The 25,158-nt window shown below is 60.2% G+C and carries 24 protein-coding genes and 1 pseudogene; 11 read left to right on the forward strand and 14 right to left on the reverse strand.

The window, feature by feature from the left end:
* Both GSQ77_RS29600 and GSQ77_RS18580 read left to right on the forward strand, forming a co-directional pair.
* A partial coding sequence (locus GSQ77_RS29600) for a ribonucleotide-diphosphate reductase subunit beta (RefSeq protein WP_254067697.1) occupies positions 1 to 474 on the forward strand: 474 nt, incomplete at its 5' end.
* A 568-nt stretch (positions 475 to 1,042) separates the two neighbouring features.
* Complete coding sequence (locus GSQ77_RS18580; RefSeq protein ID WP_158906327.1) at positions 1,043 to 1,756, forward strand: histone H1-like DNA-binding protein; 714 nt, start codon at positions 1,043 to 1,045, stop codon at positions 1,754 to 1,756.
* A gap of 291 nt (positions 1,757 to 2,047) precedes the next feature.
* Here GSQ77_RS18580 and GSQ77_RS18585 read toward each other — a convergent pair whose 3' ends face one another.
* The 10 genes from GSQ77_RS18585 to GSQ77_RS18630 all read right to left on the reverse strand — a co-directional run bounded on the left by GSQ77_RS18585 (position 2,048) and on the right by GSQ77_RS18630 (position 10,778).
* A complete protein-coding gene (locus GSQ77_RS18585) occupies positions 2,048 to 2,638 on the reverse strand; it encodes a hypothetical protein (RefSeq protein ID WP_367889681.1) in 591 nt (196 codons plus the stop codon).
* A gap of 11 nt (positions 2,639 to 2,649) precedes the next feature.
* Positions 2,650 to 3,588 carry a carbohydrate kinase family protein gene (locus tag GSQ77_RS18590; protein WP_158904266.1) on the reverse strand — a complete coding sequence of 313 codons (939 nt, stop codon included), beginning with the start codon at positions 3,586 to 3,588 and terminating at the stop codon, positions 2,650 to 2,652.
* Between the two features lie 260 nt (positions 3,589 to 3,848).
* On the reverse strand, positions 3,849 to 4,349 hold the full coding sequence (gene tpx, locus GSQ77_RS18595) for a thiol peroxidase (RefSeq protein WP_158904267.1): 501 nt from the start codon (positions 4,347 to 4,349) through the stop codon (positions 3,849 to 3,851).
* A 186-nt stretch (positions 4,350 to 4,535) separates the two neighbouring features.
* The gene (locus GSQ77_RS18600) at positions 4,536 to 5,501 is read right to left on the reverse strand and encodes a zinc-ribbon and DUF3426 domain-containing protein (RefSeq protein WP_158904268.1); all 966 of its coding nucleotides are present in this window, start codon (positions 5,499 to 5,501) and stop codon (positions 4,536 to 4,538) included.
* A gap of 147 nt (positions 5,502 to 5,648) precedes the next feature.
* The gene (gene prmA / locus GSQ77_RS18605) at positions 5,649 to 6,548 is read right to left on the reverse strand and encodes a 50S ribosomal protein L11 methyltransferase (RefSeq protein WP_158904269.1); all 900 of its coding nucleotides are present in this window, start codon (positions 6,546 to 6,548) and stop codon (positions 5,649 to 5,651) included.
* Positions 6,549 to 6,567: 19 nt separating this feature from the next.
* Positions 6,568 to 7,938, reverse strand: a complete 1,371-nt coding sequence (accC, locus tag GSQ77_RS18610; protein WP_158904270.1) for an acetyl-CoA carboxylase biotin carboxylase subunit — start codon at positions 7,936 to 7,938, stop codon at positions 6,568 to 6,570.
* Positions 7,939 to 8,145: 207 nt separating this feature from the next.
* The gene (gene accB / locus GSQ77_RS18615) at positions 8,146 to 8,613 is read right to left on the reverse strand and encodes an acetyl-CoA carboxylase biotin carboxyl carrier protein (RefSeq protein WP_158904271.1); all 468 of its coding nucleotides are present in this window, start codon (positions 8,611 to 8,613) and stop codon (positions 8,146 to 8,148) included.
* A gap of 116 nt (positions 8,614 to 8,729) precedes the next feature.
* Positions 8,730 to 9,176: a type II 3-dehydroquinate dehydratase gene (gene aroQ, locus GSQ77_RS18620; protein ID WP_158904272.1), complete on the reverse strand. Its 447-nt coding sequence runs from the start codon at positions 9,174 to 9,176 to the stop codon at positions 8,730 to 8,732.
* Between the two features lie 287 nt (positions 9,177 to 9,463).
* Positions 9,464 to 10,033 (reverse strand): TlpA disulfide reductase family protein, encoded by a 570-nt coding sequence (locus GSQ77_RS18625; protein ID WP_158904273.1) that lies wholly within the window; start codon positions 10,031 to 10,033, stop codon positions 9,464 to 9,466.
* 106 nt (positions 10,034 to 10,139) lie between these two features.
* Positions 10,140 to 10,778, reverse strand: coding sequence for a UDP-N-acetylmuramate--alanine ligase (locus tag GSQ77_RS18630; RefSeq protein ID WP_158904274.1), 639 nt, complete (start codon positions 10,776 to 10,778; stop codon positions 10,140 to 10,142).
* Between the two features lie 271 nt (positions 10,779 to 11,049).
* Between GSQ77_RS18630 and mpl the strand changes: the two genes are divergently transcribed.
* From mpl to pyrF, 6 genes are all read left to right on the forward strand, one after another.
* Positions 11,050 to 12,519 (forward strand): UDP-N-acetylmuramate:L-alanyl-gamma-D-glutamyl-meso-diaminopimelate ligase, encoded by a 1,470-nt coding sequence (mpl, locus tag GSQ77_RS18635; RefSeq protein WP_158904275.1) that lies wholly within the window; start codon positions 11,050 to 11,052, stop codon positions 12,517 to 12,519.
* Positions 12,516 to 13,154, forward strand: coding sequence for a YqiA/YcfP family alpha/beta fold hydrolase (locus GSQ77_RS18640; protein ID WP_158904276.1), 639 nt, complete (start codon positions 12,516 to 12,518; stop codon positions 13,152 to 13,154). Before mpl ends, GSQ77_RS18640 begins: the two co-directional genes overlap by 4 nt.
* Positions 13,155 to 13,313: 159 nt before the next feature.
* Positions 13,314 to 15,497, forward strand: coding sequence for a ribonuclease catalytic domain-containing protein (locus GSQ77_RS18645; RefSeq protein ID WP_158904277.1), 2,184 nt, complete (start codon positions 13,314 to 13,316; stop codon positions 15,495 to 15,497).
* Complete coding sequence (gene aroE, locus GSQ77_RS18650) at positions 15,494 to 16,330, forward strand: shikimate dehydrogenase (protein ID WP_158904278.1); 837 nt, start codon at positions 15,494 to 15,496, stop codon at positions 16,328 to 16,330. The genes GSQ77_RS18645 and aroE overlap by 4 nt, the downstream gene beginning before the upstream one ends.
* A gap of 45 nt (positions 16,331 to 16,375) precedes the next feature.
* Positions 16,376 to 17,086, forward strand: coding sequence for a monofunctional biosynthetic peptidoglycan transglycosylase (gene mtgA / locus GSQ77_RS18655; RefSeq protein WP_158904279.1), 711 nt, complete (start codon positions 16,376 to 16,378; stop codon positions 17,084 to 17,086).
* Between the two features lie 21 nt (positions 17,087 to 17,107).
* Positions 17,108 to 17,923 carry an orotidine-5'-phosphate decarboxylase gene (gene pyrF, locus GSQ77_RS18660; RefSeq protein WP_174246498.1) on the forward strand — a complete coding sequence of 272 codons (816 nt, stop codon included), beginning with the start codon at positions 17,108 to 17,110 and terminating at the stop codon, positions 17,921 to 17,923.
* A 166-nt stretch (positions 17,924 to 18,089) separates the two neighbouring features.
* On the opposite strand, the gene GSQ77_RS18665 is transcribed toward pyrF, so the two are convergent.
* The 3 genes from GSQ77_RS18665 to thiL all read right to left on the reverse strand — a co-directional run bounded on the left by GSQ77_RS18665 (position 18,090) and on the right by thiL (position 20,199).
* Positions 18,090 to 18,596, reverse strand: coding sequence for a CinA family protein (locus GSQ77_RS18665; protein WP_158904281.1), 507 nt, complete (start codon positions 18,594 to 18,596; stop codon positions 18,090 to 18,092).
* Positions 18,597 to 18,671: 75 nt separating this feature from the next.
* Positions 18,672 to 19,232: a phosphatidylglycerophosphatase A gene (locus GSQ77_RS18670; protein WP_158904282.1), complete on the reverse strand. Its 561-nt coding sequence runs from the start codon at positions 19,230 to 19,232 to the stop codon at positions 18,672 to 18,674.
* Complete coding sequence (gene thiL / locus GSQ77_RS18675) at positions 19,216 to 20,199, reverse strand: thiamine-phosphate kinase (protein WP_158904283.1); 984 nt, start codon at positions 20,197 to 20,199, stop codon at positions 19,216 to 19,218. The genes GSQ77_RS18670 and thiL overlap by 17 nt, the downstream gene beginning before the upstream one ends.
* 268 nt (positions 20,200 to 20,467) lie before the next feature.
* On the opposite strand from thiL, the gene GSQ77_RS18680 reads away from it, so the two are divergent.
* The 3 genes and pseudogenes from GSQ77_RS18680 to GSQ77_RS18690 all read left to right on the forward strand — a co-directional run.
* Positions 20,468 to 22,762 (forward strand): NADP-dependent malic enzyme, encoded by a 2,295-nt coding sequence (locus GSQ77_RS18680; protein WP_158904284.1) that lies wholly within the window; start codon positions 20,468 to 20,470, stop codon positions 22,760 to 22,762.
* Between the two features lie 226 nt (positions 22,763 to 22,988).
* Positions 22,989 to 23,474 carry a ribonuclease domain-containing protein gene (locus GSQ77_RS18685; RefSeq protein WP_158904285.1) on the forward strand — a complete coding sequence of 162 codons (486 nt, stop codon included), beginning with the start codon at positions 22,989 to 22,991 and terminating at the stop codon, positions 23,472 to 23,474.
* A gap of 394 nt (positions 23,475 to 23,868) precedes the next feature.
* Positions 23,869 to 24,300 (forward strand): annotated as a pseudogene (locus GSQ77_RS18690) (barstar family protein); the annotation flags it as partial.
* A gap of 114 nt (positions 24,301 to 24,414) precedes the next feature.
* On the opposite strand, the gene GSQ77_RS18695 reads toward GSQ77_RS18690, so the two are convergent.
* Complete coding sequence (locus GSQ77_RS18695) at positions 24,415 to 25,146, reverse strand: 16S rRNA (uracil(1498)-N(3))-methyltransferase (RefSeq protein ID WP_158904286.1); 732 nt, start codon at positions 25,144 to 25,146, stop codon at positions 24,415 to 24,417.
* Positions 25,147 to 25,158: the final 12 nt, after the last annotated feature.

Here is a 25,158-nt window from a genome sequence, read left to right on the forward strand (position 1 = left end):
ATGGAAGGGCTGTTCTTCTACGTCGGTTTCACCCAGATTTTGGCGTTGGGTCGCCAGAACAAGATGACCGGCGCCGCGGAACAATACCAATACATCCTGCGCGACGAATCGATGCACTGCAATTTCGGCATCGACCTGATCAACCAGATCAAGTTGGAGAATCCGCATTTGTGGACCTCGGAGTTCCGTGCCGAAATCCGCGAAATTTTCCAGCAAGCTGTAGAACTCGAATATCGTTACGCCGAAGATACAATGCCGCGCGGCGTGTTGGGTCTTAACGCTTCGATGTTCAAATCGTATTTGCGCTTCATCTGTAATCGGCGCTGCCAGCAGATCGGTCTCGATCCGCTGTACCCGAATGAGGAAAATCCATTTCCATGGATGAGCGAGATGATCGACTTGAAGAAAGAACGTAATTTCTTCGAGACGCGAGTGATCGAATATCAGACAGGCGGCGCGCTCAGTTGGGAATAACGTGCGTCGTTAATGCATGCAGTGGTGATGATGCATTTGACAAGTAGAGGAGTCTGACAGGTCGGATGGCCGGCATCGAAATGATGCCGCACATATAGAGTGGGAGAGCGGGTCGCCTGATGCACAGCACGCTGATGAATTGCGAGCCCAAAACGAAAAGCACTTTGCGAGCCCTGTTGCAGGGCTGGGTAACTACTCTTCCAAAAAAACCGACACACCTTATCGACGTATGCCTCCCTGCCGTTATCGGCAGGCTGGCGCGTAACCCGGGCAGAGCGCGCAAGGCGTGCTCTGCCGCGCAGGGAAACGTCGATGTTTCGACCAAACGACTACCGGTTCGATTGCCTGAGCGGTTGCAATCGCCGGCGAATTTTTTCGGCGCGTGCGCTCCATTTAGAGGGGTGCGCGCGCCTTGCCGTATTCATTAGCGTAAGCAAGCAGGAACCGCGTACGCCGATGAATGGCCCGCTTTGTACCGGATTGCTGGCAACAGCTTCCGGGGAAAGCGGGTTTTGACGAAAAGGTGTTGTTCGGTTCGACTCTCATCTGAAACCTGAAGGAGAATATGATGGCAACTGCCACGAAGAAACCCGTAGCAAAAAAAGCAGCCGCTAAACCGGCAGCAAAAAAGGCCGCTCCGGCCAAGAAAGTCGTAGCTAAGAAAGTCGTAGCGAAGAAAGCTCCGGCCAAGAAAGCGGCTCCGGCAAAGAAAGTTGCTGCCAAGAAAGTTGTAGCCAAGAAAGTCGTAGCGAAGAAAGCTCCGGCCAAGAAAGCGGCTCCGGCAAAGAAAGTAGCAGCGAAGAAAGTCGCCGCGAAGAAAGTGGTAGCCAAGAAGGCAGTCGCCAAGAAGGCTCCGGCAAAAAAGGCAGCACCGGCTAAGAAAGCGGCAGCCAAGAAAGCCGTAGCAAAAAAGGCCCCGGCCAAGAAAGCAGCCCCTGCTAAGAAAGCGGCCGCCAAGAAAGCTGCGCCTGCAAAGAAAGCCGCCCCGGCTAAGAAAGCAGCGCCTGCGAAGAAAGCCGTAGCTAAGAAGGCTGCACCGGCCAAGAAGGCCGCTGCACCTGCGAAAAAGGCTGTCCAAAAAAAAGTGGTAGCACCGGCACCTAAAGCTGCGCCGCAAGCTGCTCCGAAGAAAGCTGCGCCGAAGAAGGCTGCACCGAAGAAAGCTGCAGCACCCGCTGCAGCACCTGCGACGACCGCCGCTTCGGTAGCCCCGGCCGCTGGCGTCAAGACGGCGCTGAACCCGGCAGCTGCATGGCCGTTCCCGACCGGCAGCCGCCCGTAATCGTCGAGCCGCCAGTACTGCAGCCAGACGTACGGCCGCAGGGCGAGCAGGCGCTTTTGCGCGTTGCTTTGCCGGCAGCATCTTGACGGGCTTTAGCCGGCATCCGCCGGGCTGTCGCAGCTAGCAGTACTCGAAGCAGTAGTTGGAAATCCCGCCACCGGACCTTCGCTGGCGGGATTTTTTTTGAGCTTTTTTTTGCGAAGGGACAAAAAAACGGCCACTGAAGGGCCGTTCATTTCCTACACTCGGATGGGCATGATCGCAAAACGATCAGCGGTGTTTCTCGTCGAGCTAGTGAGTCACGCGGGTGCTGCCATCGCCAGACAACACACGTACCCGGTCGCCGGCTTGAAACGTTTCGCCGTTGGCGAGCTGGTCGATAGCGCTCAACTCGCCGCTGTCGAGGCGCACCGTAATTTCCAGACCGTCTCGGATGGCGACGCCGTTTTCGACCGCGTTGCCGGCGACGGCGCCAGCGATGTTACCGACCTCTCCGGTTACGAGCGCAGTCCGCCCCGCACTGATCGGACCGCCTGCGAGCCCGTTTTCGGAGCCTGTGGCGCTCGAACCGAAGCCGCTGGACTGCGTGCCGTTCGCACTGATCTGCGTGGGCCTGGCGTTTTGCACGACGCCCAGGCGCACGATCACCTGCTGCTGCGGCTGGGCAGGCGTGCTGCCGCTGGACGCCTGCGACGGCGAACTGCTCGTGCTCATGTTGCTACTCATGCTGCTACCTACACAGCCTTGCAAACCCAGTGCGAGAAGTAACGTTGCCGCCGCAACCGGTAACGTTGCCGCCGCGACTGGCAAACGCACCGCCGCTGTCCTAGCCGCTGCGTTAGCCACCGCATTAGCCGAACCCTCAGCCGATCTCTTAGCCATGACCGCTCCCGTTACTGGAGTTTAAAACCGAACGCCTGACTAAACTTCTCGTCGATTTGCGCACGCGTGAGCACGTAGTTTTGGGGACCCTGTTCCGCTATTTTCAGCGAACCGAGCAGGCTGGCAAGACGCCCGGTAGTTGCCCAGTCGAGCCCGTTTTCGAGGCCGTACAGCAGGCCTGCACGGAATGCATCGCCGCAGCCGGTGGGGTCCATGATGCGTTGCGGGGGTACTGCCGGAATCTCCTCCACACCGGTGCGCGTGTGGATCTCGGCACCGTGCTCGCCGCGTGTGACGATCACGGCTTGCACTCGCTCAAGCATCTGAGCAAGCGACCAGCCCGTTTTGTTCTCAAGCAATTTCGCTTCGTAATCGTTGACCGCGACGTACTGGGAGAGTTCTATCATGCGCTGCAGTGCCGGACCGTCGAACAGCGGCAGGCCCTGGCCCGGATCGAACACGAACGGGATATCCGCCTGCGCGAACTGCTCGCAGTGTTCGCGCATGCCGACCGGACCATCGGGTGCCACGATGCCCAAGGTGATTCCGGAGGCGTCCGCTACGCGGTTCTGATGCGATTCCGACATGGCGCCCGGATGAAACGCCGTGATCTGGTTATTGTCGAGATCGGTCGTGATCATCGCCTGCGCCGTATAGGTGTCGGGCAGCACGCGCACGTTCGCATTCGAAATACCCAGCGCCGCCAGCCGGTCCAGATAGACCTGGGCATCGACCGCACCCAGTGTCGCCATGATGCGCGGATCGCCGCCGAGTAGTTTCAGACCGTAGGCGATGTTACCCGCGCAGCCACCGAATTCCCGGCGCATGGTCGGCACCAGAAAACTCACGTTCAGGATATGAACCTGGTCCGCAAGGATGTGCTCGCGAAACCGCCCTTCGAACGTCATGATGTTGTCGTATGCAAGTGAACCGCAAATCAGCGTAGCCAAAAGAATGTTCCTCGTTCAAAAGTGAAATCCGGACCTACAAATAGAATGGGACCGAAGCATACGGTTTCAACCAGGTCCTGAGCTCCATGAGCATGGACTGCATGAGGCCTGCATTGCAATCGTATGAGCCGGTAGTGTGGCAAAACGCCGTGCCACTCCTGTACCGAACGCATCCTGCTGCGGCCTATGCGACGGTCGCGACAGGATCGCTTGGGACTCACCTTGGGACTCGCATACTCGCAAGTCCCAAGCGCGCCAACTTACTTGACTGCAGCCAACGCCGCGTCGTAATTCGGTTCGTTTTTGATTTCCGTCACCAGCTCCGCATGTACCACCTTGTTGTCGGCATCCAGAACCACCACGGCGCGGGCGGTCAGGCCGGCCAACGGGCCACTGGTGATATCCACGCCATAGCTGCGCGCGAACTCGCGACCGCGGAACGTCGACAACGACACCACGTTCTCCAGCCCTTCCGTCGTGCAGAAACGCGACGCCGCGAACGGCAGATCGCCTGAGATCACCAGCACAACCGTATCTTTCAGCGCGCTGGCAGCTTGGTTGAATTTGCGTGTCGACGTCGCGCAAGTCGGCGTATCGAGGCTAGGAACGATGTTGAGCACTTTGCGTTTGCCGGCGAAATCGGCGAGCGACACCTCCGCCAGCTTGCTATTGACCAACTTGAAATCGCTGCCCGGCTGACCGACGGCCGGGAACGAACCTTCTACATTGATCGGATTTCCACCCAGGGTAACTTGAGTCATATCATCTCCAGACAGGCGTCGCATTGCGACAGGTGAGTGAGGGGTAGCGGATGCGGGCTACCCGGTGAGCTGTGTCAAATGCGTGTTGCAACGAAGACTGCAAAGCGAAGGCTGTAAAACGCAGGGATCAAAATGAAGCCTGCCAGATGCAGATTGCCAAATGAAGGCGGTGAATCGAAAAGGCCGTCACGGATAGAAGATTTTGACACGGTAATTGCTGGCGGGTACGGTCGTGGTGTCAACGCGAATACCGACTAACACCTGCGCACGTGGGCCGATGCCATTGTCCTGCAGCGACGGATCGCTTAGATATTGGGCGGGCGCTATCACTTTGCGGATTGCCGCCTGGTTGTGATTGTCCGTCAAGGTCAGCTCGACAGACGGGTAGGCGAGCGTGAGGCCGACACGGTTGCGTATCGTCAGCGCCAACGCAAGGTGGTGCGGGTCGTCGATTTCGCGCAGCGACATGTCGGCGATTTGCAGCAGGTCGATATCGTGCACCGGCGTGAGCTTGCAACCGCTTATCCGGCAGACCGCCTCATAGGCCACCTGGCTGGGTGGCCAGACCACGCGAAAATACTCGCGTTGCCACCAGGCATACTGAAGCGCCGCGCCCAGCAGCAAAATAATAAGCAGCAGGCCAAGTAGCGAGCTGCGCACTGCGCGCCCGCGCGAGGCCGGTTTGCGATCGGATGCTGCAACCGGGGTGTGCGACGGAGGTATTGCTGCAGATCGCGCAGCCGTGCCCTCCCGAAGGGCGGATTGGGGGTTGGACAACGGGTCGGACAACTTCCGCAATGGCGGTTCAGCGGGGCTCAGCGCTGGATTAAGCGCCGGCTCGCGAGCGTTGCGCCTGGCCAGCAACGAGCGACGGGCGTCGGCCGCGTCATCCGCGGTTGAAACACTCGCCGGCGCTTTACCGGCGCTCGGCTCAACGGGGAGATCAATCTGGTTGCGGTTGCCGTCGAACACGGCGTTGCAGTGCCCGCAGCGCACCTGACCGCCGCTGACGGCGAGCTGATCGGGCGCGAGGCGAAACACAGTCAGACAATTCGGACAACGGGTAGCGAGCACGATAGCAGGGCAGAGTCGAGCGAATAAGGTGAAAGTACGGTTAAGCACGCCGCCTGTGCGCAACGCTGATTGCGTCAAGCATGACCTGGCACTGGCGCGCCATTCGGTTGACCCCGGCTAGACTCGGGGCAGACCCTGTTGACCGCGCTCGACCTGGGCTGTCCTGCGTTGCCAGCATCATCCCAGGTTGGCCGGGGTTGAGCTCCCATCAGTTCCCATAGGCTCTCAGCCGCCCGAACGAGTCCCGGACAGGCAGACCCAGCCATCGTGCTCGCGCCAGACCGACATCGGGATCCAGGGTTGATACGCGCGTGCGACTTCTTCCGCTTGCCGTGCAAGGATACCCGATAAAGCCAGTTTCCCACCGGGCCGTACCCGTGCGCACAGCATCGCGGCCATCAGTTTAAGCGGATTCGACAGAATATTGGCGACCACGATATCAAATTCGCCCGCCGGACAAGCATCGGGCAAACCATAACTCACGTCCGCCTGGTTGCGCAGGCTGTTCTGGCGCGCCGATTCGACCGCTTGCGGATCGATATCGATGCCTATCACGGGCTGCGCGCCGCATTTGTGCGCGAGTATGGCCAGGATGCCCGAGCCGCAACCGTAATCGAGTACGGACGCATGGGGCCAAACATTCTGTTCGAGCCATTCCATGCAAAGACGTGTGGTCGGATGGCTACCCGTGCCAAACGCGAGGCCCGGGTCGAGCTCCAGAATCAGGGCATCCGGGTCCGGCGCGTCGTGCCAGGAGGGCACCACCCAGATACGCTCGCCGACCTGGATCGGATCGAATTGCGATTGCGTCAGGCGTACCCAATCCTGATCCTCGACTTCGCGAGTCCGGCTGCTCGGCACCTCGGGCAACGCCAATTGGTTGGTCGCCGCCGCCAGCAACAATGCCGGATCATGCTCGGCCCCGAGCAGCGCGATCACTCGCGAGCGTTGCCAAGCGGAGCGTTCCGGCGTCAGCCCCGGCTCGCCGAACAAAGGCTGTTCATCCGGCGTGTCGGCATCGGCATCTTCCACCGAAACCGACAGCGCGCCGAGATCCATCAAGGCGTCGGAAAGCGGCTCCGCGTACTCGCGGTCGATTTCAACGATCAGTTCGCGAAAGCTCATGGTGACGGTGTCGATGCGCTCAAGCCTTGCTCGGAGCCGATTGCTGCTTGGCTGCCAGTCGGTTCTCGAGATAGTGAATACTGGTGCCGCCCTCGACGAATTTCGCATCCAGCATCAATTCGCGGTGCAGCGGGATATTGGTCAGAATGCCCTCGACCACCATTTCCGACAGCGCAATGCGCATGCGCTTGATAGCCTGCTCACGGGTTGCGCCATAAGCAATCAATTTGCCGATCATCGAATCGTACGTAGGCGGGACGAAATAACCATTATAGGCGTGTGAATCGACGCGAATTCCCGGGCCGCCCGGCGCATGCCACGACGTAATCCGGCCTGGCGAGGGCGTGAATTTGAACGGATCTTCGGCATTGATTCGACATTCGATCGCATGACCGCGGAATTCGACGTCGCGCTGGCGCAGCAGCAATTTTTCGCCGGCGGCGATCTTGATCTGTTCCTGCACGATATCGACACCGGTAATGAGCTCGGTGACCGGATGCTCGACCTGCACCCGCGTATTCATCTCGATAAAGTAGAACTCGCCATTTTCGTACAGGAATTCAAACGTACCTGCGCCGTGATAGCCCATTTTTTTGCAGGCGTCAGCGCAGCGATCGCCGATCCGATCGATCAGGCGGCGCGCAATATGCGGTGCCGGCGCTTCCTCTATGACTTTCTGATGGCGGCGTTGCATCGAGCAATCGCGCTCGCCCAACCAGATCGCGTTCTTATAGTGATCGGCCAGGATCTGAATTTCGATGTGCCGCGGGTTCTCAAGGAATTTCTCCATGTAAACCTGCGAGTTGCCGAATGCCCGGCCGGCTTCTTCGCGCGTCATATTGACGGCGTTGACCAGGGCGGCCTCGGTATGTACCACCCGCATGCCGCGCCCACCACCGCCGCCAGCCGCCTTGATGATGACCGGATACCCGATCTGGCGTGCAATCCGCACGATCTCCTTGGGATCGTCCTCGGGCAGCGCGCCTTCCGAGCCGGGTACGCACGGCACGTTCGCCTTGATCATGGTCTGTTTGGCAGAAACCTTATCGCCCATCAGGCGTATGGTATCGGGCCGCGGGCCGATGAAGGTGAAGCCGGATTGCTCGACGCGCTCCGCGAAATCGGCGTTTTCGGACAGGAAGCCGTAGCCGGGGTGGATCGCCTCGGCGTCGGTGACTTCCGCGGCGCTGATAATCGCCGGCATATTCAAATAACTCAGATTCGAAGGTGCCGGGCCGATACAGACCGCTTCGTCCGCCAGCCTCACGTATTTGGCTTCCTTGTCGGCTTCGGAATAAATGACGACAGTTTTAACGCCGAGCTCACGGCAGGCGCGCTGAATCCGCAGGGCGATTTCACCGCGGTTGGCAATCAGGATTTTTTCAAACATATTGAATTCGAACCATCGAGAGTGCGCGCCCGTGCGTTAATACATTGCGTGGCGCGATCTGAATCACTGTGGCAGGAGCGCCGGTTCATTGCACAAAACAGTGCACAGAACCGACAGCCAGTTTGGGCCGCAAGCCGAACCTCGGGGTGCGCTGCGGCCATACCTTCGCTGAGTTTGGGCGTGCGGCGCACTCAGCATCGCGCTAGATCAGCCGACGATGAACAGGGGCTGGCCGTATTCGACCGCCTGGCCGTTTTCAACCAAGATTTCTTTGACCATGCCGTCCATATCGCATTCGATTTCGTTGAGCAATTTCATCGCTTCGATAATGCAAATGGTCTGGCCTTCCTTGACGGAGTCGCCGACTTGCACGAATGCCTCGGCGCCCGGGGACGGTGCGCGATAGAACGTACCGACCATCGGCGATTTGACGACGTGGCCGGCGACGACTGCCGGGGCCAGTGCCGCGGCGGGCACGTCTGCGCCGGCGAGGGGTGCCGCCGCCGGAGCCATTCCCATGGGCGGCTGCGCGTATTGCGTCGGAGCCTGCTGCACATAAACTGGCGGCGCGTTTTTGACGATCCGAACCTTCCCTTCACCCTCGGTCACTTCAAGTTCGGAGATGCCCGACTCGGAAACGAGGTCGATCAAGGTTTTCAGCTTACGTAGATCCATCGGAAACTCCCTTTAATTCGGAAAACAGCGGGCTCTGGCTTCAGCACTGGCTTTAAAGCGCATCGCCCGCGGAGAAAAGTCAATAAATGGGGTACTGCGGCCGTCGTGCTCGGTTGTTATGCTCGGGCGGTGGTGCCCAGCACGTAGTCCACGGCGTACAAATAACCTTGCGCGCCGAATCCGCACACGACTGCCTGCGCGAGATCTGAAAAATACGAGGTATGACGAAACGCCTCGCGACGGTGGACATTGGACAAATGTACCTCGATGAACGGGATATCCACACCCGCCAATGCGTCCCGTAATGCCACGCTGGTATGGGTAAACGCGGCGGGATTGATGACGATGAAATCCGTTTGTTCATCGCGCGCCGCGTGTATCCGGTCAATCAACGCGCCTTCATGGTTGCTTTGGAACGTCGCCAGCACAGCACCTGCTGCGGTGGCTCGCTCGATCAGCATTTGGTCGATTTCCGCCAATGTCGTGTGTCCGTACACAGCCGGTTCCCGCGTGCCGAGCAGGTTCAGGTTGGGTCCGTGCAGCACTAGCAGTCTTTGAGTCATGAGAGCGTGATTTCCGCGAATTTGAGCGAACTTTAACGCTGATTACGCGCATGTGTCCAGTTGGACAATAGTTTTAGCGTGGTACCACCATCGCAGCGAACCTTATTTTTCGTCTATTTTACGGATACTTCGCTGAATCCCGCGCGAATTTATCTCGAATGTCGGGTAATTGGCTTTCTTCGAAAAGCCCGGGATCGGCTCTTTACGCCATATTTACGAGTTTTGCCCCTGATTTTTTTATCGTCATTTCGGCGGCTGTGGTGGCCTCTCGCGGCGGCGTCGGCGGTCTATAAGCGCGCTAGAACTTGCTTTAATTCGGCTTCATCAACCTTACCCAACTTGCTGTAACGGACAACCCCGGCGCGGTCTATCACAACCGTATACGGCAGACCGCCCGCGGCGTCACCCAGATTGCGGCTGATGTCGGCACCGCCGAAGCCGGCCACGTAGACCGGGTATTTGACAGGAACCTTACTCAAGAACGTAGCAATGTTGCCCGCCGTATCTACGCCGATACCGATAAATTGGATGTTTTTGGGAGCATATTGTTGACTCATCGCCGAGAGCGCCGGCATCTCCTGTACGCAGGGCGCGCACCAGGAGGCCCAAAAATTCACGACGACGGGCTTGCCTCGATAGCGGGCCAGTGCCTGATTGGTGCCGGTCGCGTCCGGTAGCGAGCTGGCCCATAGCCTCTGCACAGCGGCAATCGGATCGGTACTTTGCGCAAAGGCGCTTGGTGCCGGCCCCGCCAGCAAAAAGGTGGTCAGTAGCAGCCTTGATAACGGCGAGCGGCAAAGCTCAAGAGCTAAGCGGCGGCTCAACGGCGCCCACGCGGCACAACGGAGAAGCGACATGAATATCCTCATGATGAAAACGGCCCGTTAATTTTGCATACCCGTTACATACCCGTTTGCAGATCCGCGCGGGCTGCCCCGCTTGGCCTGTTCCGCTGGTCTGCGTTTACACGCCCGAAGGCGCCGCCTCGGCAAGCAAAACTTGCAACGCCGCCACGTTTGCCCGCGGCGTGCGGCCGCGCAAGTCAGTGCGCAAAGCGCCACGCAAATCGTTAGCGTCATAAAGCGCCAGATGTATGCCCACGCGCATGGACAGCCGATCATCGCGCGTCAGAAAGCTCAACGTTTCGACCGGCCCGCGCCCCGCAAAGTGCCGGGTCTCGTGAACTTCATACTGGATACCGGTATTTAGCAGGAAAATGGCGACATCTTTCGAATTATCGTTGAATAATTGCAGGTGAATGTCCGAGTGCTCTCCTGCCGTCCCGTTCAATACCGCGCCCGTGAGAAACGGCTGAAAATCGGCCAGTTTCTGCATCCAGTCGAGGGCGATGGTCCGCAAGGTGTGCAATAACGCCGGCTGAGTATCGCTTTGGAAGATCGCCTGGTATTGGCGTATTTCCTCTTCGAGCTGATCGTTGTCGGGCAGCCACTCGCCGGCAATGCGCACATCGCCGACCACCTGTTTGGCGGCCTTGCGTTTCGCATTGGCATAGTCGAGGCCATCTTCGGCGATCAGCCGGGCCGCCGCGATCGCGATTTCTTCGCGAATCCGCTGGGGATCTAAAGATAGTTTTCGAGACATGATGGAATGATACCTGAACCGATCAGCCGACCCCGACGCCCGGGCGTCGTCGCCGACCTCGAACGGGCGTCGCCACCGACCTGGCACGGGCGTCGCCGCCGACGTGATCGATTACGAGGCCGGCCGACGCGCGACGTCCTTCACAGCACCGGATGCGGCACGGTGCTCGGGTACAATGTGACAATTCTACGATGCGGTTTTATCACGTACGGTCCGGCTCTCCAGCACGACACAACGGCGGGCGAGTCGCGCAGTGATACGTTAGGCGCTTATGCATATTCACATACTTGGTATCTGCGGTACTTTCATGGGCGGTCTGGCGGTGCTGGCGCGCGAAAGCGGTCATCGGGTAACCGGCTGCGACGCGGGCGTCTATCCCCCGATGAGCACGCAGCTCCAGGCCCAGGGTATCGAGTTGATCGAGGGCTATGATGTCGACCAACTCGATTTGAAGCCTGACCTGTTCGTGATCGGCAACGTGATCAGCCGCGGCAATCCGCTGATGGAAGCGATTCTCGATCGGGGCCAGCCTTACACCTCCGGGCCTCAGTGGCTGGGGGAGCACGTGCTGGCGGGGAAATGGGTGCTGGCCGTGGCCGGAACCCATGGCAAAACCACCACTTCGGCCATGCTCGCGTGGCTGCTGGAAGATGCGGGTCTCAATCCCGGCTTCTTGATCGGCGGCGTACCGCTGAACTTCGGCGTGTCGGCGCGTCTGACCGATTCCAGTTTTTTTGTAATCGAAGCGGATGAGTACGACACCGCTTTCTTCGACAAACGCTCGAAATTCGTTCATTACCGACCGCGCACGGCCGTGCTGAATAATCTCGAGTTCGATCACGCGGACATCTTTCCGGATTTAGCCGCGATCGAAACCCAGTTTCACCACTTGGTGCGTACGGTGCCGCATGTGGGGCGTTTGCTGGTCAACGGCCGCGAAACGGCGCTGGAACGTGTGTTGGCGCGGGGCTGCTGGAGCGAGGTGGAACACTTCGGTGTGGCGACCGGCTGGCATGCGAGCGCACAAGGCGAGCAGTCGTTGGAAGGGCGTTTTGATGTAGCTTGGCAGAACCAAGTTGTCGGCTGCGTGGATTGGGACGTACAGGGCGAGCATAACCGGCTCAATGCGCTGGCCGCGTTGGCTGCCGCCCGCCATGTCGGCGTGCCGCCCGAGCAGGCCGCCGCCGCGTTGGGCCGTTTTCGCAACGTCAAACGCCGCATGGAAGTGCGCGGGCGGGTCAACGACATCACGGTCTACGACGATTTCGCGCATCATCCGACCGCCATCAAAACCACGCTCGATGGCCTACGCGCGCGATTGCGCGACGCGGCCGATGCGCCGTCCACGGCGTCCAAGGTTGACGCGCAGCAGTCGAATGCTCGAGCGCCACGCATTCTAGCGGTACTCGAGCCACGCTCGAACACCATGAAGCTGGGGGTCATGAAGGCGGCCCTTTCGGACAGCCTGAGCGGCGCGGACCTGATTTTCGGTTACGGTGCGGCGAGCGGGCGCGACGCGCTGGGCTGGAACCTGAGCGAAACCCTGTCGCCGCTGGGTCAGCGCGCAGCAGCATTCGACGATCTCGATACCTTGGTTAGCGCGGTATGCGCCGCGGCGCGTCCGGGCGATCAGATTCTAGTCATGAGCAACGGTGGTTTCGGCGGCGTCCATCAGAAGTTGCTCGACGCGCTCGCCGGGTCGGCTGCCGTATCGGCTGCAGTTCGGGCGCATCCCGCATGATTCTCTATTTGCACGGGTTTCGTTCGTCGCCGCAGTCGTTTAAATCGCGTCTGCTGGCGGCCAAGCTTGAGGCGCTCGGGCTGGCCCGCGATTGGTGCTGCCCGGCGTTGCCCGTGGCGCCCCTCGCGGCCATCGCGCTTGCCGAACAAACGGTCGCAGAGGCGCTCGCGCGATCGGGGCCGCAGCCCGTCACCGTGATCGGTAGTTCGCTGGGCGGCTATTACGCCACGTGGCTTGCGCAGCGGCATGGCTGGCGTGCGGTGCTGCTGAACCCGGCGACCATGCCGCAAGACGATTTGCATCAATATCTGGGCGAGCAACCGCTATGGCATGGCGGAGGGTCTATCGTGGTCGAGCAGGTGCATCTGGATCAGTTGCGTACGCTGGCGGTACCGACGATCACGCAGCCGCAACGCTATTACCTGATCGCCGCGACCGGTGACGAGGTGCTCGACTATCGCGATATGCTGGCGAAGTACGCGGGTGCGCAAACCGTCCTGATCGACGGCGGCGACCATGGCTTGAGCGACTTTGCACGATATATGGACGGGGTGCTGGAATTTTGCGGCGTGAGCGACGAAACTGTGGCCACGACCGATCAGAGACCAAGTAGGGGCATGGCCCACGACACGTAATTGAAACCTGCGCCGATTTCCGTTGCGCGGCCCGGTGGGTGATCCGGGTAAGCGTGCAGGCGGAGGGGCAGGCAAGACGAGACCGGCGGTAACGGAAACCTTTCGATGCGCCGGGCTTCAAATCATTAACACCAAGCAGCATTTTGAGTCGAGTGACGCGTGAACGTTTTTTTTGAGGAATCGGGTAGTTTCAAGGCGGGGACCGTACTGTCCCGCCAGACTGACGCTTTGCAGGTCGAGTTGCCGGGCGGGCGGCGCGTGAAAGTAAAGGGCCGCGATGTCCTGATTGAATTTGAGAAACCGTTGCCTGCAGAACTCATGCAGCAGGCCGACGCGCAAGGTCAGGAAATCGACCTCGGTTTTCTGTGGGAGTGCGCCTCCGATGAGGAGTTTGCGTTCGCCACGTTAGCGACCGAATATTTCGGTGCGAACCCGGGCGCCGTCGAGCGTGCTGCGCTGGTGTTACGCATGCATGGGTCGCCGGTCTACTTCCGGCGCAAGGGGCGCGGTCAGTATCAGCGCGCGCCAGCCGAACAGTTGCAGGCCGCGCTGGCCGGGCTCGAACGCCGTCGCCAGCAGGCGCTGGTGCAAAGCACGTACGAAGAAGAACTGAAACAGAAAAAACTGCCGGCGGCGCTTGCCGGGCGCGCGCTCGCGTTGCTGACCAAACCGGATAAAAATTCGATCGAATACAAGGCGCTGGAAGCTGCGGCTGCCGCACTCGGCATTTCGATGCAGCAATTGATGCTCGATTGCGGCGGGATCGAATCCGCGCGGGCGCTGCACGAAGCCCGCTTCCTGTCCGAACATTTTCCGCATGGGACCGGTTTCCCGCCCGTGAGCCTGCAAGTCGCATTCGACGATTTGCCGCAAGCCGAGGGCGAAGCGTTCTCGATCGATGACATTACCACTACGGAAATCGACGACGCCATTTCGGTGCAATGGCTCGATGACAATCGCTTGCGAGTCGGTATCCACATCGCGGCGCCGGCACTGGGCATCAAGCCGGGCGACGCGGTCGATACGATCGCGCGCGACCGCCTGTCGACCGTGTACATGCCTGGCGACAAGATCACCATGCTGCCCGGCGAGGTCGTCGATATCTTTACGCTGCAAGAGGGCAGCTTGCGCCCGGCGCTATCGCTCTACATCATCGTCGACGCCACTACGTACGAGATCGTAGCCACTGAAACGCGGGTTGAGCGGGTTTTTATCAAAAGCAATCTGCGCAACAATCTGCTCGACGCGGTCGTCACCGAAGAGGCGCTGGCCGAAGGCAGCGGCGAATATGCGCACAAGGCCGAAATTGCAGCGCTCTGGCCGTTGGCCCAGGCGCTCTTCGAAAAGCGCCAGCAAACGCGACAGAGCTACGGCTTGAAGCGCGAAGTGCAGCGCAACCTCGACTACAACTTTTATCTCGACGGCGATCACATCACGATCCAGCCACGCCGACGCGGCTCGCCGCTCGATCTGATCGTGGCGGAACTCGCGATTCTCGCCAACAGCAGTTGGGGCGGCCTGCTCGCCGAATATGGCGTGCCCGGCATTTATCGCGCGCAGCGGGCGTTCGGACCGGTGGCCGGCCCCAAACGGACTCGCATGCAAACCACGCCGGCCCCGCACGAAGGGCTGGGTGTCGCTCAATACGCGTGGAGCACTTCGCCGTTGCGCCGCTACGTCGATCTGGTGAACCAATGGCAGTTGCTCGCCTGTTGCCAACACGGTGTGGCCGCCAAACTGGTTGCGCCATTCAAGCCCAAGGACGCCGACCTGTATGCCGTGGTGCAGGGCTTCGACGATACCTATTCCGCCTACGCCGATCATCAAAATCGGATGGAGCGTTTTTGGTGTCTGCGCTGGCTGCAACAGGAGAAGCGCGAACGCGCCGTGGCTTCGGTGATCAAGGGAGATCTGGTACGGCTCGACGAAATTCCGCTGATGATGCATGTGCCGGGGCTGGGCGTGCACGCGCGCGGCACCAAGCTGCTGCTGGCCATCGCCGACTTCGACGAGCTGATGATCGAAGCGTCCTGCCGCGTGGTGCAAGTGCTCGATGCGCCGGCTGCGACGAACGAGGCGCTTGAGGAGGCAGCTGAAGAAGCACTTGAGGAGGAGGCGCAAGAAGAAGCACAAGAGGGCGATCGCGATGGGGCAGACGCCGAAGGCGATATCGCCACCGATGCCGATGCAACAGCGCTGGAGCCCCTGGAAGGCGGGCACGGCGCCGATGCTCCGCAGGCCTGTAGCGGTGACGGCATTAACGCCGCAGACGGTGCTCAGGGCGCGTCCGGTGCGTCGGGCGCGTCGGATTCCTCGGCAGACGAGCCAGTGGCACAAGCGTGAAGCCCGCTGCGGATCGTTACGCCGTCATCGGCAACCCGGTTGCGCACAGCAAATCGCCGGGCATCCACGCCCGCTTCGCGGCGCAGACCGGCGAGCGGCTCACCTATGACAGGCTGCTGGCACCGATCGAAGGCTTCGAAGCGACGGTGCGCGCATTTATCGCCGCAGGCGGCCGCGGCTTGAACGTGACGGTTCCGTTCAAGCTCGAAGCCTTCAGGCTGGCGGACACGCTGTCTCCCCGAGCCCAGGCCGCGGGTGCAGTCAATACGCTGGTGTTCAGCGAATCGGGTATTCATGGCGATAACACCGACGGCTATGGCCTGGTGCGCGATCTCGAACATAATCTGGCGACTGCGTTGGCCGGTCGCCGTATCTTGCTCTTGGGCGCGGGGGGAGCCGCCCGAGGCGTGATGCTGCCCTTGCTTGAGCGCAAGCCGACCGAGCTTGCGATCGTCAACCGCAGCGCTGCCCGAGCCACCGAATTGGCTGCGGGATTTGCCGCGGCGGCGCAGATCGCCGGATGCGCGCTGTCGGGAGGGGCGAGCGATATCGCGCATGGCAGGTACGACGTGGTGATCAACGCCACAGCGGGCAGCCTCGACGAGCAACTGCCGCAATTCGATGCAAGCGCACTGGGTCAGTCCACGCTTGCTTATGACATGATGTATGCCGCGCAGCCGACGATCTTCATGCGGCATGCCGCGCAACACGGTGCGCGCTGCGCGGATGGCCTGGGCATGCTCGTCGAGCAGGCCGCGGAATCGTTCTACGTATGGCGTGGCGTACGCCCGGACAGTGCGAGCGTGCTAGCCGAGTTGCGTGCGCAGTTGTGACAAAAAACACGATGTTCCCGATGCCGACGTGAACAAGGTCAGAGCATGATCAAATGGATTAAATCGAGTCGGCTAGCCTATTTCGTGGCGCTGCTGATCATCGCGTGGCTTGCGACACAGCTGTTTTATTTGCTGCAAATTGGCGTGTGGACCTTTGTCAATCCGTCCGACACTGCGTATATGCGCACCACCGAGTGGCGGCTGCGCGGCGAGCAACCCACGATCGCACTACAGCACATCTGGGTGCCTTACGACCAAATTTCGCGCAACCTGAAGCGCGCGATTATCGCCTCGGAAGACGCCGACTTCGCCAATAATAATGGCGTTGAGGTCGACGCCATTTTGCAGGCTTGGGAAAAAGACAAGCGTCGCGGACGTCCCGTGGCAGGGGGCTCGACCATTTCTCAGCAACTGGCGCGCAATCTGTTTCTATCGACGGAAAAATCGTATATCCGCAAAGGGCAAGAGCTGATCATCACGCTCATGCTCGAAATGGTGATGAGTAAGGAACGCATCTTCGAGATTTACCTCAATTCCGTCGAATGGGGCAACGGCATTTACGGCGCGCAGGCGGCAGCGCAACACTACTATCGAACCAACGCGAACAACCTCAGTGTGGGGCAGGCGGCGCGCTTGGCGGTCATGTTGCCGCGGCCGCGCTACTACGATCAGAATCGCAATTCAGCTTATCTGGCGCAGCGCTCGAGCGTGATCGCCGGGCGCATGGGTGGCGCCGAATTGCCCAAGGCCAAATAAGATCATCATCCTCTTCAGGAAATCATGTCCTTTATCCAGACTCTCAACGCCGCATGGCAGAAAAGCAATTCCCTGTTATGCGTCGGCCTCGACCCCGAGCCCGCGCGTTTTCCCGCCGGGCTGGCCAATCGCGCCGACGCGATTTTCGATTTCTGTCGTGCCATTGTCGATGCGACCGCGCCTTACGCATGCGCCTTCAAACCGCAGATCGCTTACTTCGCCGCGCACCGAGCCGAGGCGCAGCTCGAGCAATTGATTGCTCACATACACGATGCCCACCCGGGTATTCCCGTGGTGCTGGACGCCAAGCGCGGCGATATCGGCAGCACCGCGGAGCAATATGCGCGGGAGGCTTTCGAACGCTATAACGCCGATGCTGTCACGGTAAATCCGTATATGGGCTTCGATTCAATCGAACCCTATCTCGAGCATGCAGGTCGCGGCGTTATCGTGCTGTGCCGCACTTCGAATCCGGGTGGCTCCGACCTGCAGTTTTTGCAGACCGGCGATCGGCCGCTCTATCAGGTCGTGGCGCAATTGGCCGCCGAGAAATGGAATGCCAGCGGGCAGTTGTCGCTCGTGGTCGGCGCTACTTTCCCGAATGAAATCGCGCAAGTGCGCGCTATCGTGGGCGACATGCCGCTGCTGATTCCCGGCGTGGGCGCGCAAGGCGGGGATATCGAAGCCACCGTAAGGGCCGGACGCACCGATAGCGGCGCCGGCATGATGATCAATTCGTCGCGCGCGATTATTTTTGCCGGCAAGGGCGACGACTTCGCTGAAGCCGCGGCCCAGGCAGCGCGGCAAACGCGCGATGCGATTAATGCGTTCAGATGATGCGTGCATGAGCTTCGTATTGAGCTCTTGTTTGTAGCTGATGTACTTGGCTCATGTGTGTAGCAGATGCACCTGCACCTGGCTCATGTGTGTCGCTGATGCACATAGCTCATGCCGCTACCTCATGCAACCTGATGCAACCGCCTGATGCAGCCAACTCACGCTTTCAGTTTTCGTTTTCGTTTTCTTCCAGCATGGTCAGCACGCCGCGTAACGCGTGGGCACTGGCCTGCAACCGGATTTGGCGGCGATCGCCCTTGAATACGCGGGTTTGACACAGCGTATGCACCCGATTCGACCACGCAAAACACACGGTGCCGACTGGTTTTTGCGGGGTGCCACCGCCCGGTCCGGCGATGCCTGTAATGCTCAGCGACAACTGCGCACGGCTGTTGCGCAGCGCGCCTTCGGCCATTTCGCGGGCGATCGACTCGCTGACCGCGCCATGCTTTTCAAGCATATCCGCCGGTACACCGATCATCTCGGTCTTGGCCTGATTCGAATATGTCACGAAGCCGCGCTCGAACCAGCCGCTACTGCCTGATATATCGGTGATCGCGCTGGCGACCATGCCGCCCGTGCATGACTCGGCCGTGGTGATCAGCAGCCGTTGTTCGCGTAGCCGGTTGCCGAGCCGGATCGCCAACTGCTGCAGTGTATTTTCTGAATCCATGACAAGAACGTAACGATGATGAAAAGCGATTGATGAAAAGGATGAGTGGGTTCGACCGCGCACACGCGCACAGGTTCAGGCATTGCGCCAAAGCGCGATCACAATCAGCGTAAAAAATGCCGCGATCATGTCGTCGACCATGATACCCATGCCGCCCTTGAGTGGACGATCGTAAAAGTCTAGCGGTGGCGGCGTCACCATGTCGAAGAAGCGGAACAATGCGAACGCCGCGAATTGCGCCGAAAACGAAGCCGGGGTCACCATCAGCAATACCACCCAGAATGCGACGATCTTGTCCCAGACGACGAGGCGTGTATCGGCAAGCCTGAGCGTGCGTGCGGTGAAATCGGTCGCCACGAGGCCCACGAAAAAACCGATCGCGATGAGCAGGCCCCATGCCACCGGATTCAGATAACGGTCCAGCAACGTGAACGCCAGCCATGCGAACAGCGTGCCCATCGTGCCGGGCATCATGGGCGACAGTCCGCAGCCCGCGCCTAGCGATATCGCATGCAGAGGATGCGACCACATGAAGCGCGCATCGAGCCGAGTTGGGGCCGCAGCGATAGCGAAAAAGGACGGGGAGCGCTGCTGGCTCGGTTGCGATGTCTGGCTCAGATCAGGGTCGGTCTGCATTGAAATGATCGAATCCGTGGAAGGTGCCGGCAAGGGGCCGACCGTCTGCGTCGGTCCAATGTTGCTGGGGTTGCGGGGCGGTGAGGGCTACTATTGTACCGATATGCGTCAAAGGAAGCGCTAACTGTTCGGCGATTGTGGCGATGCGTTGGCGCATGGCCGGGGCCGCGGTAAAACATAGCTCGTAGTCGTCGCCGCCGGCAATCGTGCACTGGCGTTGAATGGCGAGCGGCTGCTCGCGCAGCGTCGCCGACCTGGGCAATGCGTCGGCATCCAGTCGTGCGCTGCAGCCCGAACGTTGCAGGATATGCATCAGGTCGCCGGCCAATCCATCGGAAAGATCGAGCGCTGCGCGGGCTACGCCGAGTAACGCCTGGCCAAGTGCGATGCGCGGCTCGGGGCGTTCGAGTGCTGATCGCAGCTCGGGCAGCGCCGCAGCGCTCACCGTCCACTCGCCGCGCAGCGCGCCTAACGCGAGACGCGCGTCACCTAGCACGCCCGAAACCCAGATGTCGTCGCCCGGTTGTGCACTCGCTCGGGTCAGTGCCTGGCCCGGAGCGATCTCGCCGAGCACGGTAATGCTGATGTTCAACGGGCCGCCGGTTGTGTCGCCGCCGATCAGCTCGCATCCGTAGCGGTCGGCGAGCGCGAACAGGCCGCCGCTGAATTGCTCTAGCCAGTCGGGATCAGCTTGCGGCAGCGCCAGCGAGAGCGTGAAGGCACGTGGCGTGGCGCCCATCGCTGCGAGGTCCGAGAGGTTGACCGCGAGCGCTTTATGGCCGAGTGCGTCGGCTGCGACATCGTCGAAAAAATGGCGCCCTGCAACCAGCATGTCAGTCGAGATCGCCAACTGCATGCCGGGTGCGGGCGCAATCAGCGCGCAATCGTCGCCGATGCCGAGCACGGCGCGCGAGGGCGCGTGGGGACGTGTAAAGTACTGGGTGATCAGGCTAAATTCGGTCAACATGCTGCAAACCCAAAAATCCCATTGTAGCTGCGGGACCGACTCGGGATGATCTCGACGTAATCGGCCAAACGATTAGCGCTACAATATACGAATAGGCTTTTTCTTAAAACGTGTCTCGATAGTGCCCAACCAGGGTGCCTAGCCAGCACGACGAGCCGCGCGTTACCTTGCGCGCGTTTCCTTGCACGCATTTCTTTGTGCGCATTTCCTTGCGCTCATTTCCTTGTATTTTCGCAACCACCGCCAATCACCCGCAGACAAGACAAATATGTCCACTCCAGTCAACACCAAACTACGCGAAGCCGCTCTCGATTATCACGAGTTCCCCGTACCGGGAAAAATTTCGATTGCTGCGACCAAACAAATGATCAACCAGCGCGATCTCGCGCTCGCGTATTCACCCGGTGTTGCGTTTGCTTGCGAGGCCATCGTTGAAGACCCGCTCAACGCCGCTCGTTTCACCGCGCGCAGCAACCTGGTCGGCGTCGTGACCAATGGCACGGCGGTACTCGGGCTGGGCAATATCGGGCCGCTCGCTTCCAAACCTGTGATGGAAGGCAAGGCCGTTCTATTCAAGAAATTCGCCGGCATCGATGTGTTCGATATCGAACTCAACGAAAGCGATCCCATGAAGCTGGTCGATGTGATCGCGGCGCTCGAGCCGACCTTCGGTGGCATCAACCTCGAAGACATCAAGGCGCCCGACTGCTTCGTGGTGGAACGCGAATGTCGCAAGCGCATGAAGATTCCCGTGTTTCACGACGATCAACACGGTACCGCGATCGTGGTGGCCGCGGCGATCACCAATGGATTGAAAGTTGTTGGTAAGGATATCGGCAAGGTCAAGCTGGTGGCGTCCGGTGCGGGTGCGGCGTCGCTGGCGTGCCTGGATCTATTGGTCGATCTGGGCCTGAAGCTGGAAAATATTTTCGTCACCGACTTGGCTGGCGTGGTCTATAAAGGCCGCGTCGAATTGATGGACCCGGATAAAGAACGCTTCGCGCAAGAAACCCCTGCGCGCAAGCTGGCCGACGTGATGCCGGGCACCGATATTTTCCTCGGCCTGTCTGCTGGCGGCGTGCTCAAGCAAGAGATGCTGGCGCAAATGGCCGAGCGCCCGTTGATTATGGCGCTGGCCAACCCCACGCCTGAAATCCTGCCGGAGTTGGCACTCTCGGTGCGTCCCGACGCGATTATCGCGACCGGCCGTACCGACTATCCCAACCAGGTCAACAACGTTCTGGTGTTCCCGTTTATTTTCCGCGGTGCGCTCGATGCGGGCGCGAGCACCATTACGCGCGAGATGGAAATTGCCGCAGTGCACGCCATCGCCGATCTGGCGCGTCAGGAACAAAGCGATGTGGTGGCGACAGCCTACGGCATCCAGGATTTGTCGTTCGGCCCGGAGTATTTGATTCCCAAGCCTTTCGATCCGCGCCTCATCGTCCAGGTCGCGCCGGCCGTTGCACAGGCCGCGATGGATTCCGGCGTCGCCACGCGCCCGATCGAAGACATGGAAGCGTATCGCCAGCACCTGCAACAATTTGTCTATCGCAGCGGCACCATCATGAAGCCGATCTTCACGGCTGCACGTGCGTGCGATGCATCGCGCAAGCGCATCGTGTTCGCCGAGGGCGAGGAAGAACGCATCTTGCGTGCGGTTCAGATCATCGTTGACGAAAAACTGGCGCGACCGATCCTGATCGGGCGCCCTGAAGTGATCCAGGCGCGTATCGCCAAATTCGGCCTGCGTCTGACGGCCGAAGTCGATTTCACGATGGTCAATACCGAACATGATCCGCGCTATCGCGATTACTGGCAGACCTACCACACGATGATGTCGCGCAAGGGCATCACCGAGCAACTGGCCAAACTGGAAATGCGCCGCCGCTCGACGCTGATCGCGGCGATGCTGCTGGAAAAGGGCGAAGCGGACGGGATGATCTGCGGCACGATCAGCACCACGCACCGTCACCTGCATTTCCTCGATCAGGTGATCGGCAAGCGCGAAGGGCGCTGCGTTTATGCCGCGATGAACGGCCTGATTTTGCCGGGCCGACAGATTTTCCTGGTCGACACGCACGTCAATTCGGATCCGAATCCCAATGAGCTCGCCGAAATTACGATCATGGCGGCTGAGGAAATGCGGCGTTTCGGGATCGAACCCAAGATTGCGCTGCTGTCGCATTCGAACTTCGGTTCGAGCAACGTCGCGTCAGCGCAGAAGATGCGCGATACGCTCGCCCTGCTGCGCGAACGCGCTCCTGAGCTGGAAGTCGACGGCGAAATGCACGGCGATCTTGCGCTCGATGCGAAGTTGCGCGCGGAAATCCTGCCCGATTCGACGCTCACGGGCGAGGCCAACCTGCTGGTACTACCCAATATCGACGCCGCCAACATTGCGTACAACCTGCTGAAGGTCGCGGCTGGCGATGGTGTCGCGATCGGGCCGATCCTGCTGGGCGCGGCCAAGCCGGTGCACATTCTGACCCCATCTGCGACCGTGCGTCGCATTGTCAATATGACGGCATTGACCGTAGCGGATGTCTGCGCGACGCGCTAAGGTGTGCGCTTGAGAATGACCGCTTGAGCGCCTACGGTCGGGCCTCGCAGGCCGATCGAGACAACTGAAAAGCACCCCACCATGGTTGGAAAGCTAGCCATTGTGGGGTCGCACCCATTTCATATACCGAAACGAGGATTGATTCGTGGGCGGTATAGCGATAACCTTACATCTTTGGTGATTCCGGGAAAACCGGGGACCGACGTATCGAATCAAGGCTGTAACCATGGCTTTTGGCGTGATGCGTAAGCCGCCGCAATGCGGTGCCACCGTGTTTTGGCTCGCTGCACTGGTCGTCGCGGCGGCCAGCGGCTTTTCGGCGCCGGCACAGCCTGCGCAAGCCGAGGAGCGTACCGGCGGTGCAGAAATTCCGGTGGTTTTGGCGGCGACGTTGCCGTTGGAGGCGAGTCGTACCTTGGCGCTGATTCGTCGGGGCGGCCCCTTTCCTTACGACAAAGATGGGATAGTGTTCCGTAACCGCGAGCGCCTTCTGCCTTTGGCGCCTAACGGTTTTTACCACGAATATACGGTGCCCCCGTCCTATGGCGCCGGCGAAGAACCCGAGCGCGATCGCGAGTCATTGCGCTCACGTGACCGGGACTCGGGACACGACCGTGGGGCGCGCCGCATCGTCTGCGGCAGTAATTCGGCTGGCGGGGTGTGCTATTACACGCCCGACCATTACTCCAGTTTTCAACGCATTGTGGGATGACTACGGTATGAGCGGTAATGTTTACGCACAAGACGCCGGGGTCGCAGGTGATCCGTTCGCAAGCGGCGAAGGTAACGTATTTCAAAGAGTGGTGCTGATGCAGAGCGAATCTCGCAAGGCGGCACAGGCACGCGCATCGGCCAAGAGCGCGGGCGAATCTCAGGCTGCGCCGGCGAGTGGGCCAACTGACGGGCCACCGCATGCGGCACCTCATGGGCCAACTACCGCGCCAACTGATGAGCTATTGAGTGGCCCAGTCGCGGGTGCGCTCGCCGGCTCAGTTGCCAGTGCCACTGCTGGTGCGGCCGATGAGCCCGGAGCCGCGACGACTGGGAGCGCAGCCGACCCCGGACAACAAGACCGACCGGCCGCTGCCGTAGAACCTGCGCTTCAACCGACGGGTCTGTCGGCCAAACACGAGGCGAACATGAATCTGTTCAAGACGGTACGACCGAACATCGTGCAGTCGATTCGTGCTTTTCGAGTGGTCGATCTCGCTGACGAGGCGGCTCGCCTCGGGCAGCATTTCCTGTACGCAAGTTGCGGCCACGCCCAGACCAAGGGCGAGGTGCTGGAAATTATTGCGAACTCGTTCTTATTTCCGCGCCACTTCGGCAAGAATTTCGACGCCTTGTTCGACTGCCTGACCGATCTGGTGGCCAAGGCCGGACCTCAGCCTGGTTTCGTGGTGGTGCTGGAAGCGCTGCCTGTGGTGACGAAATTCGACAAGGATGCGCGCGAAACCCTGCTCGACGTGTTTCGTGAAGCGGCGGAGTTCTGGGCTGAGCGTAAGGTGACATTCCGCGTTTTCTATTCGTTCGCCTGATTCGATTGCCTGAGCCGTCTGGCTGAATCGATCGGGCCGTGCTCGTTCGTGGCTTATCGGTCGCTTATCCGTCGCTTCGTCGCTTATTTGTTTTTGCCCGTCTTCCCCCATCGCTTACCAGCCCCCCCAGCGCGCGGCCAGCGCTGCCAGCAAAGCGATTCCCGCCGTTTCAGTTCTCAGAATGCGCGCGCCCAGTCCGAGCGGCGTAAAGCCGTAAGTTGTGGCGAGCGCTTCCTCGCTGTCCGACAGGCCGCCCTCCGGTCCTATCAATATCGTTATCGGCGCTTCGGGAGCGGTCAGCGGCAGTGTATCGAAGCGCTGCCCACCTCGCGGCGACAACATCAGACGCAAGCCGTGCTGCTCTTCCAACCCCGACAACCAGCCTGCAAGATCCGAGACCGGATCGACCGGCGGTACGCGGTTGCGTCCGCACTGTTCGCACGCAGCCTCAGTCAGCGCTTGCCAGTGGTCGCGACGCTTTTGAGCGCGTTCACCTTGAAGCCGCACCACGCTTTTTAGCGCGGTGAGCGGCGCGATTCGGGTCACGCCGAGTTCAACGGCTTTCTCGATCAGCCAGTCCATTTTGTCGCCACCGGCAATGCCCTGCGCAAGCGTCAAGCGATAGGGCGTCTCGAGTTCACGAGCGACGAAAGTGTCGAGTTGAGCGAACGCGTGTTTTTTACCTAGCTCCAGGAGCGTCGCGTTGTATTCGCCGCCTTCGCCGTTAAACAGTGTGATGGGGTCGCCGCTTTGCAGGCGCAGCACTTGAATATGGCGCGCGACCGGCTCGGGAAGCGAGCAAGAGGTGCCGGCGATTAGCGGCATCGAAACGAAAAAACGCGGCATCGGAGTCGTCAA

Source organism: Burkholderia sp. L27(2015) (assembly GCF_009765705.1).
In the GTDB taxonomy this organism is placed as follows: domain Bacteria; phylum Pseudomonadota; class Gammaproteobacteria; order Burkholderiales; family Burkholderiaceae; genus LMUX01.

Bases quoted from the DNA above. Each gene is read 5' to 3' on its own strand.
- GSQ77_RS18585 (WP_367889681.1), bottom strand. From the start codon at position 2,638: ATGGCTAAGAGATCGGCTGAGGGTTCGGCTAATGCGGTGGCTAACGCA.
- GSQ77_RS18685 (WP_158904285.1), top strand. From the start codon at position 22,989: ATGGCTTTTGGCGTGATGCGTAAGCCGCCGCAATGCGGTGCCACCGTG.
- GSQ77_RS18680 (WP_158904284.1), top strand. From the start codon at position 20,468: ATGTCCACTCCAGTCAACACCAAACTACGCGAAGCCGCTCTCGATTAT.
- thiL (WP_158904283.1), bottom strand. From the start codon at position 20,199: ATGTTGACCGAATTTAGCCTGATCACCCAGTACTTTACACGTCCCCAC.
- GSQ77_RS18640 (WP_158904276.1), top strand. From the start codon at position 12,516: ATGATTCTCTATTTGCACGGGTTTCGTTCGTCGCCGCAGTCGTTTAAA.
- GSQ77_RS18580 (WP_158906327.1), top strand. From the start codon at position 1,043: ATGGCAACTGCCACGAAGAAACCCGTAGCAAAAAAAGCAGCCGCTAAA.
- accB (WP_158904271.1), bottom strand. From the start codon at position 8,613: ATGGATCTACGTAAGCTGAAAACCTTGATCGACCTCGTTTCCGAGTCG.
- mpl (WP_158904275.1), top strand. From the start codon at position 11,050: ATGCATATTCACATACTTGGTATCTGCGGTACTTTCATGGGCGGTCTG.
- GSQ77_RS18665 (WP_158904281.1), bottom strand. From the start codon at position 18,596: ATGGATTCAGAAAATACACTGCAGCAGTTGGCGATCCGGCTCGGCAAC.
- GSQ77_RS18670 (WP_158904282.1), bottom strand. From the start codon at position 19,232: ATGCAGACCGACCCTGATCTGAGCCAGACATCGCAACCGAGCCAGCAG.
- aroQ (WP_158904272.1), bottom strand. From the start codon at position 9,176: ATGACTCAAAGACTGCTAGTGCTGCACGGACCCAACCTGAACCTGCTC.
- accC (WP_158904270.1), bottom strand. From the start codon at position 7,938: ATGTTTGAAAAAATCCTGATTGCCAACCGCGGTGAAATCGCCCTGCGG.
- GSQ77_RS18630 (WP_158904274.1), bottom strand. From the start codon at position 10,778: ATGTCTCGAAAACTATCTTTAGATCCCCAGCGGATTCGCGAAGAAATC.
- prmA (WP_158904269.1), bottom strand. From the start codon at position 6,548: ATGAGCTTTCGCGAACTGATCGTTGAAATCGACCGCGAGTACGCGGAG.
- tpx (WP_158904267.1), bottom strand. From the start codon at position 4,349: ATGACTCAAGTTACCCTGGGTGGAAATCCGATCAATGTAGAAGGTTCG.
- GSQ77_RS18695 (WP_158904286.1), bottom strand. From the start codon at position 25,146: ATGCCGCGTTTTTTCGTTTCGATGCCGCTAATCGCCGGCACCTCTTGC.
- mtgA (WP_158904279.1), top strand. From the start codon at position 16,376: ATGATCAAATGGATTAAATCGAGTCGGCTAGCCTATTTCGTGGCGCTG.
- GSQ77_RS18625 (WP_158904273.1), bottom strand. From the start codon at position 10,033: ATGTCGCTTCTCCGTTGTGCCGCGTGGGCGCCGTTGAGCCGCCGCTTA.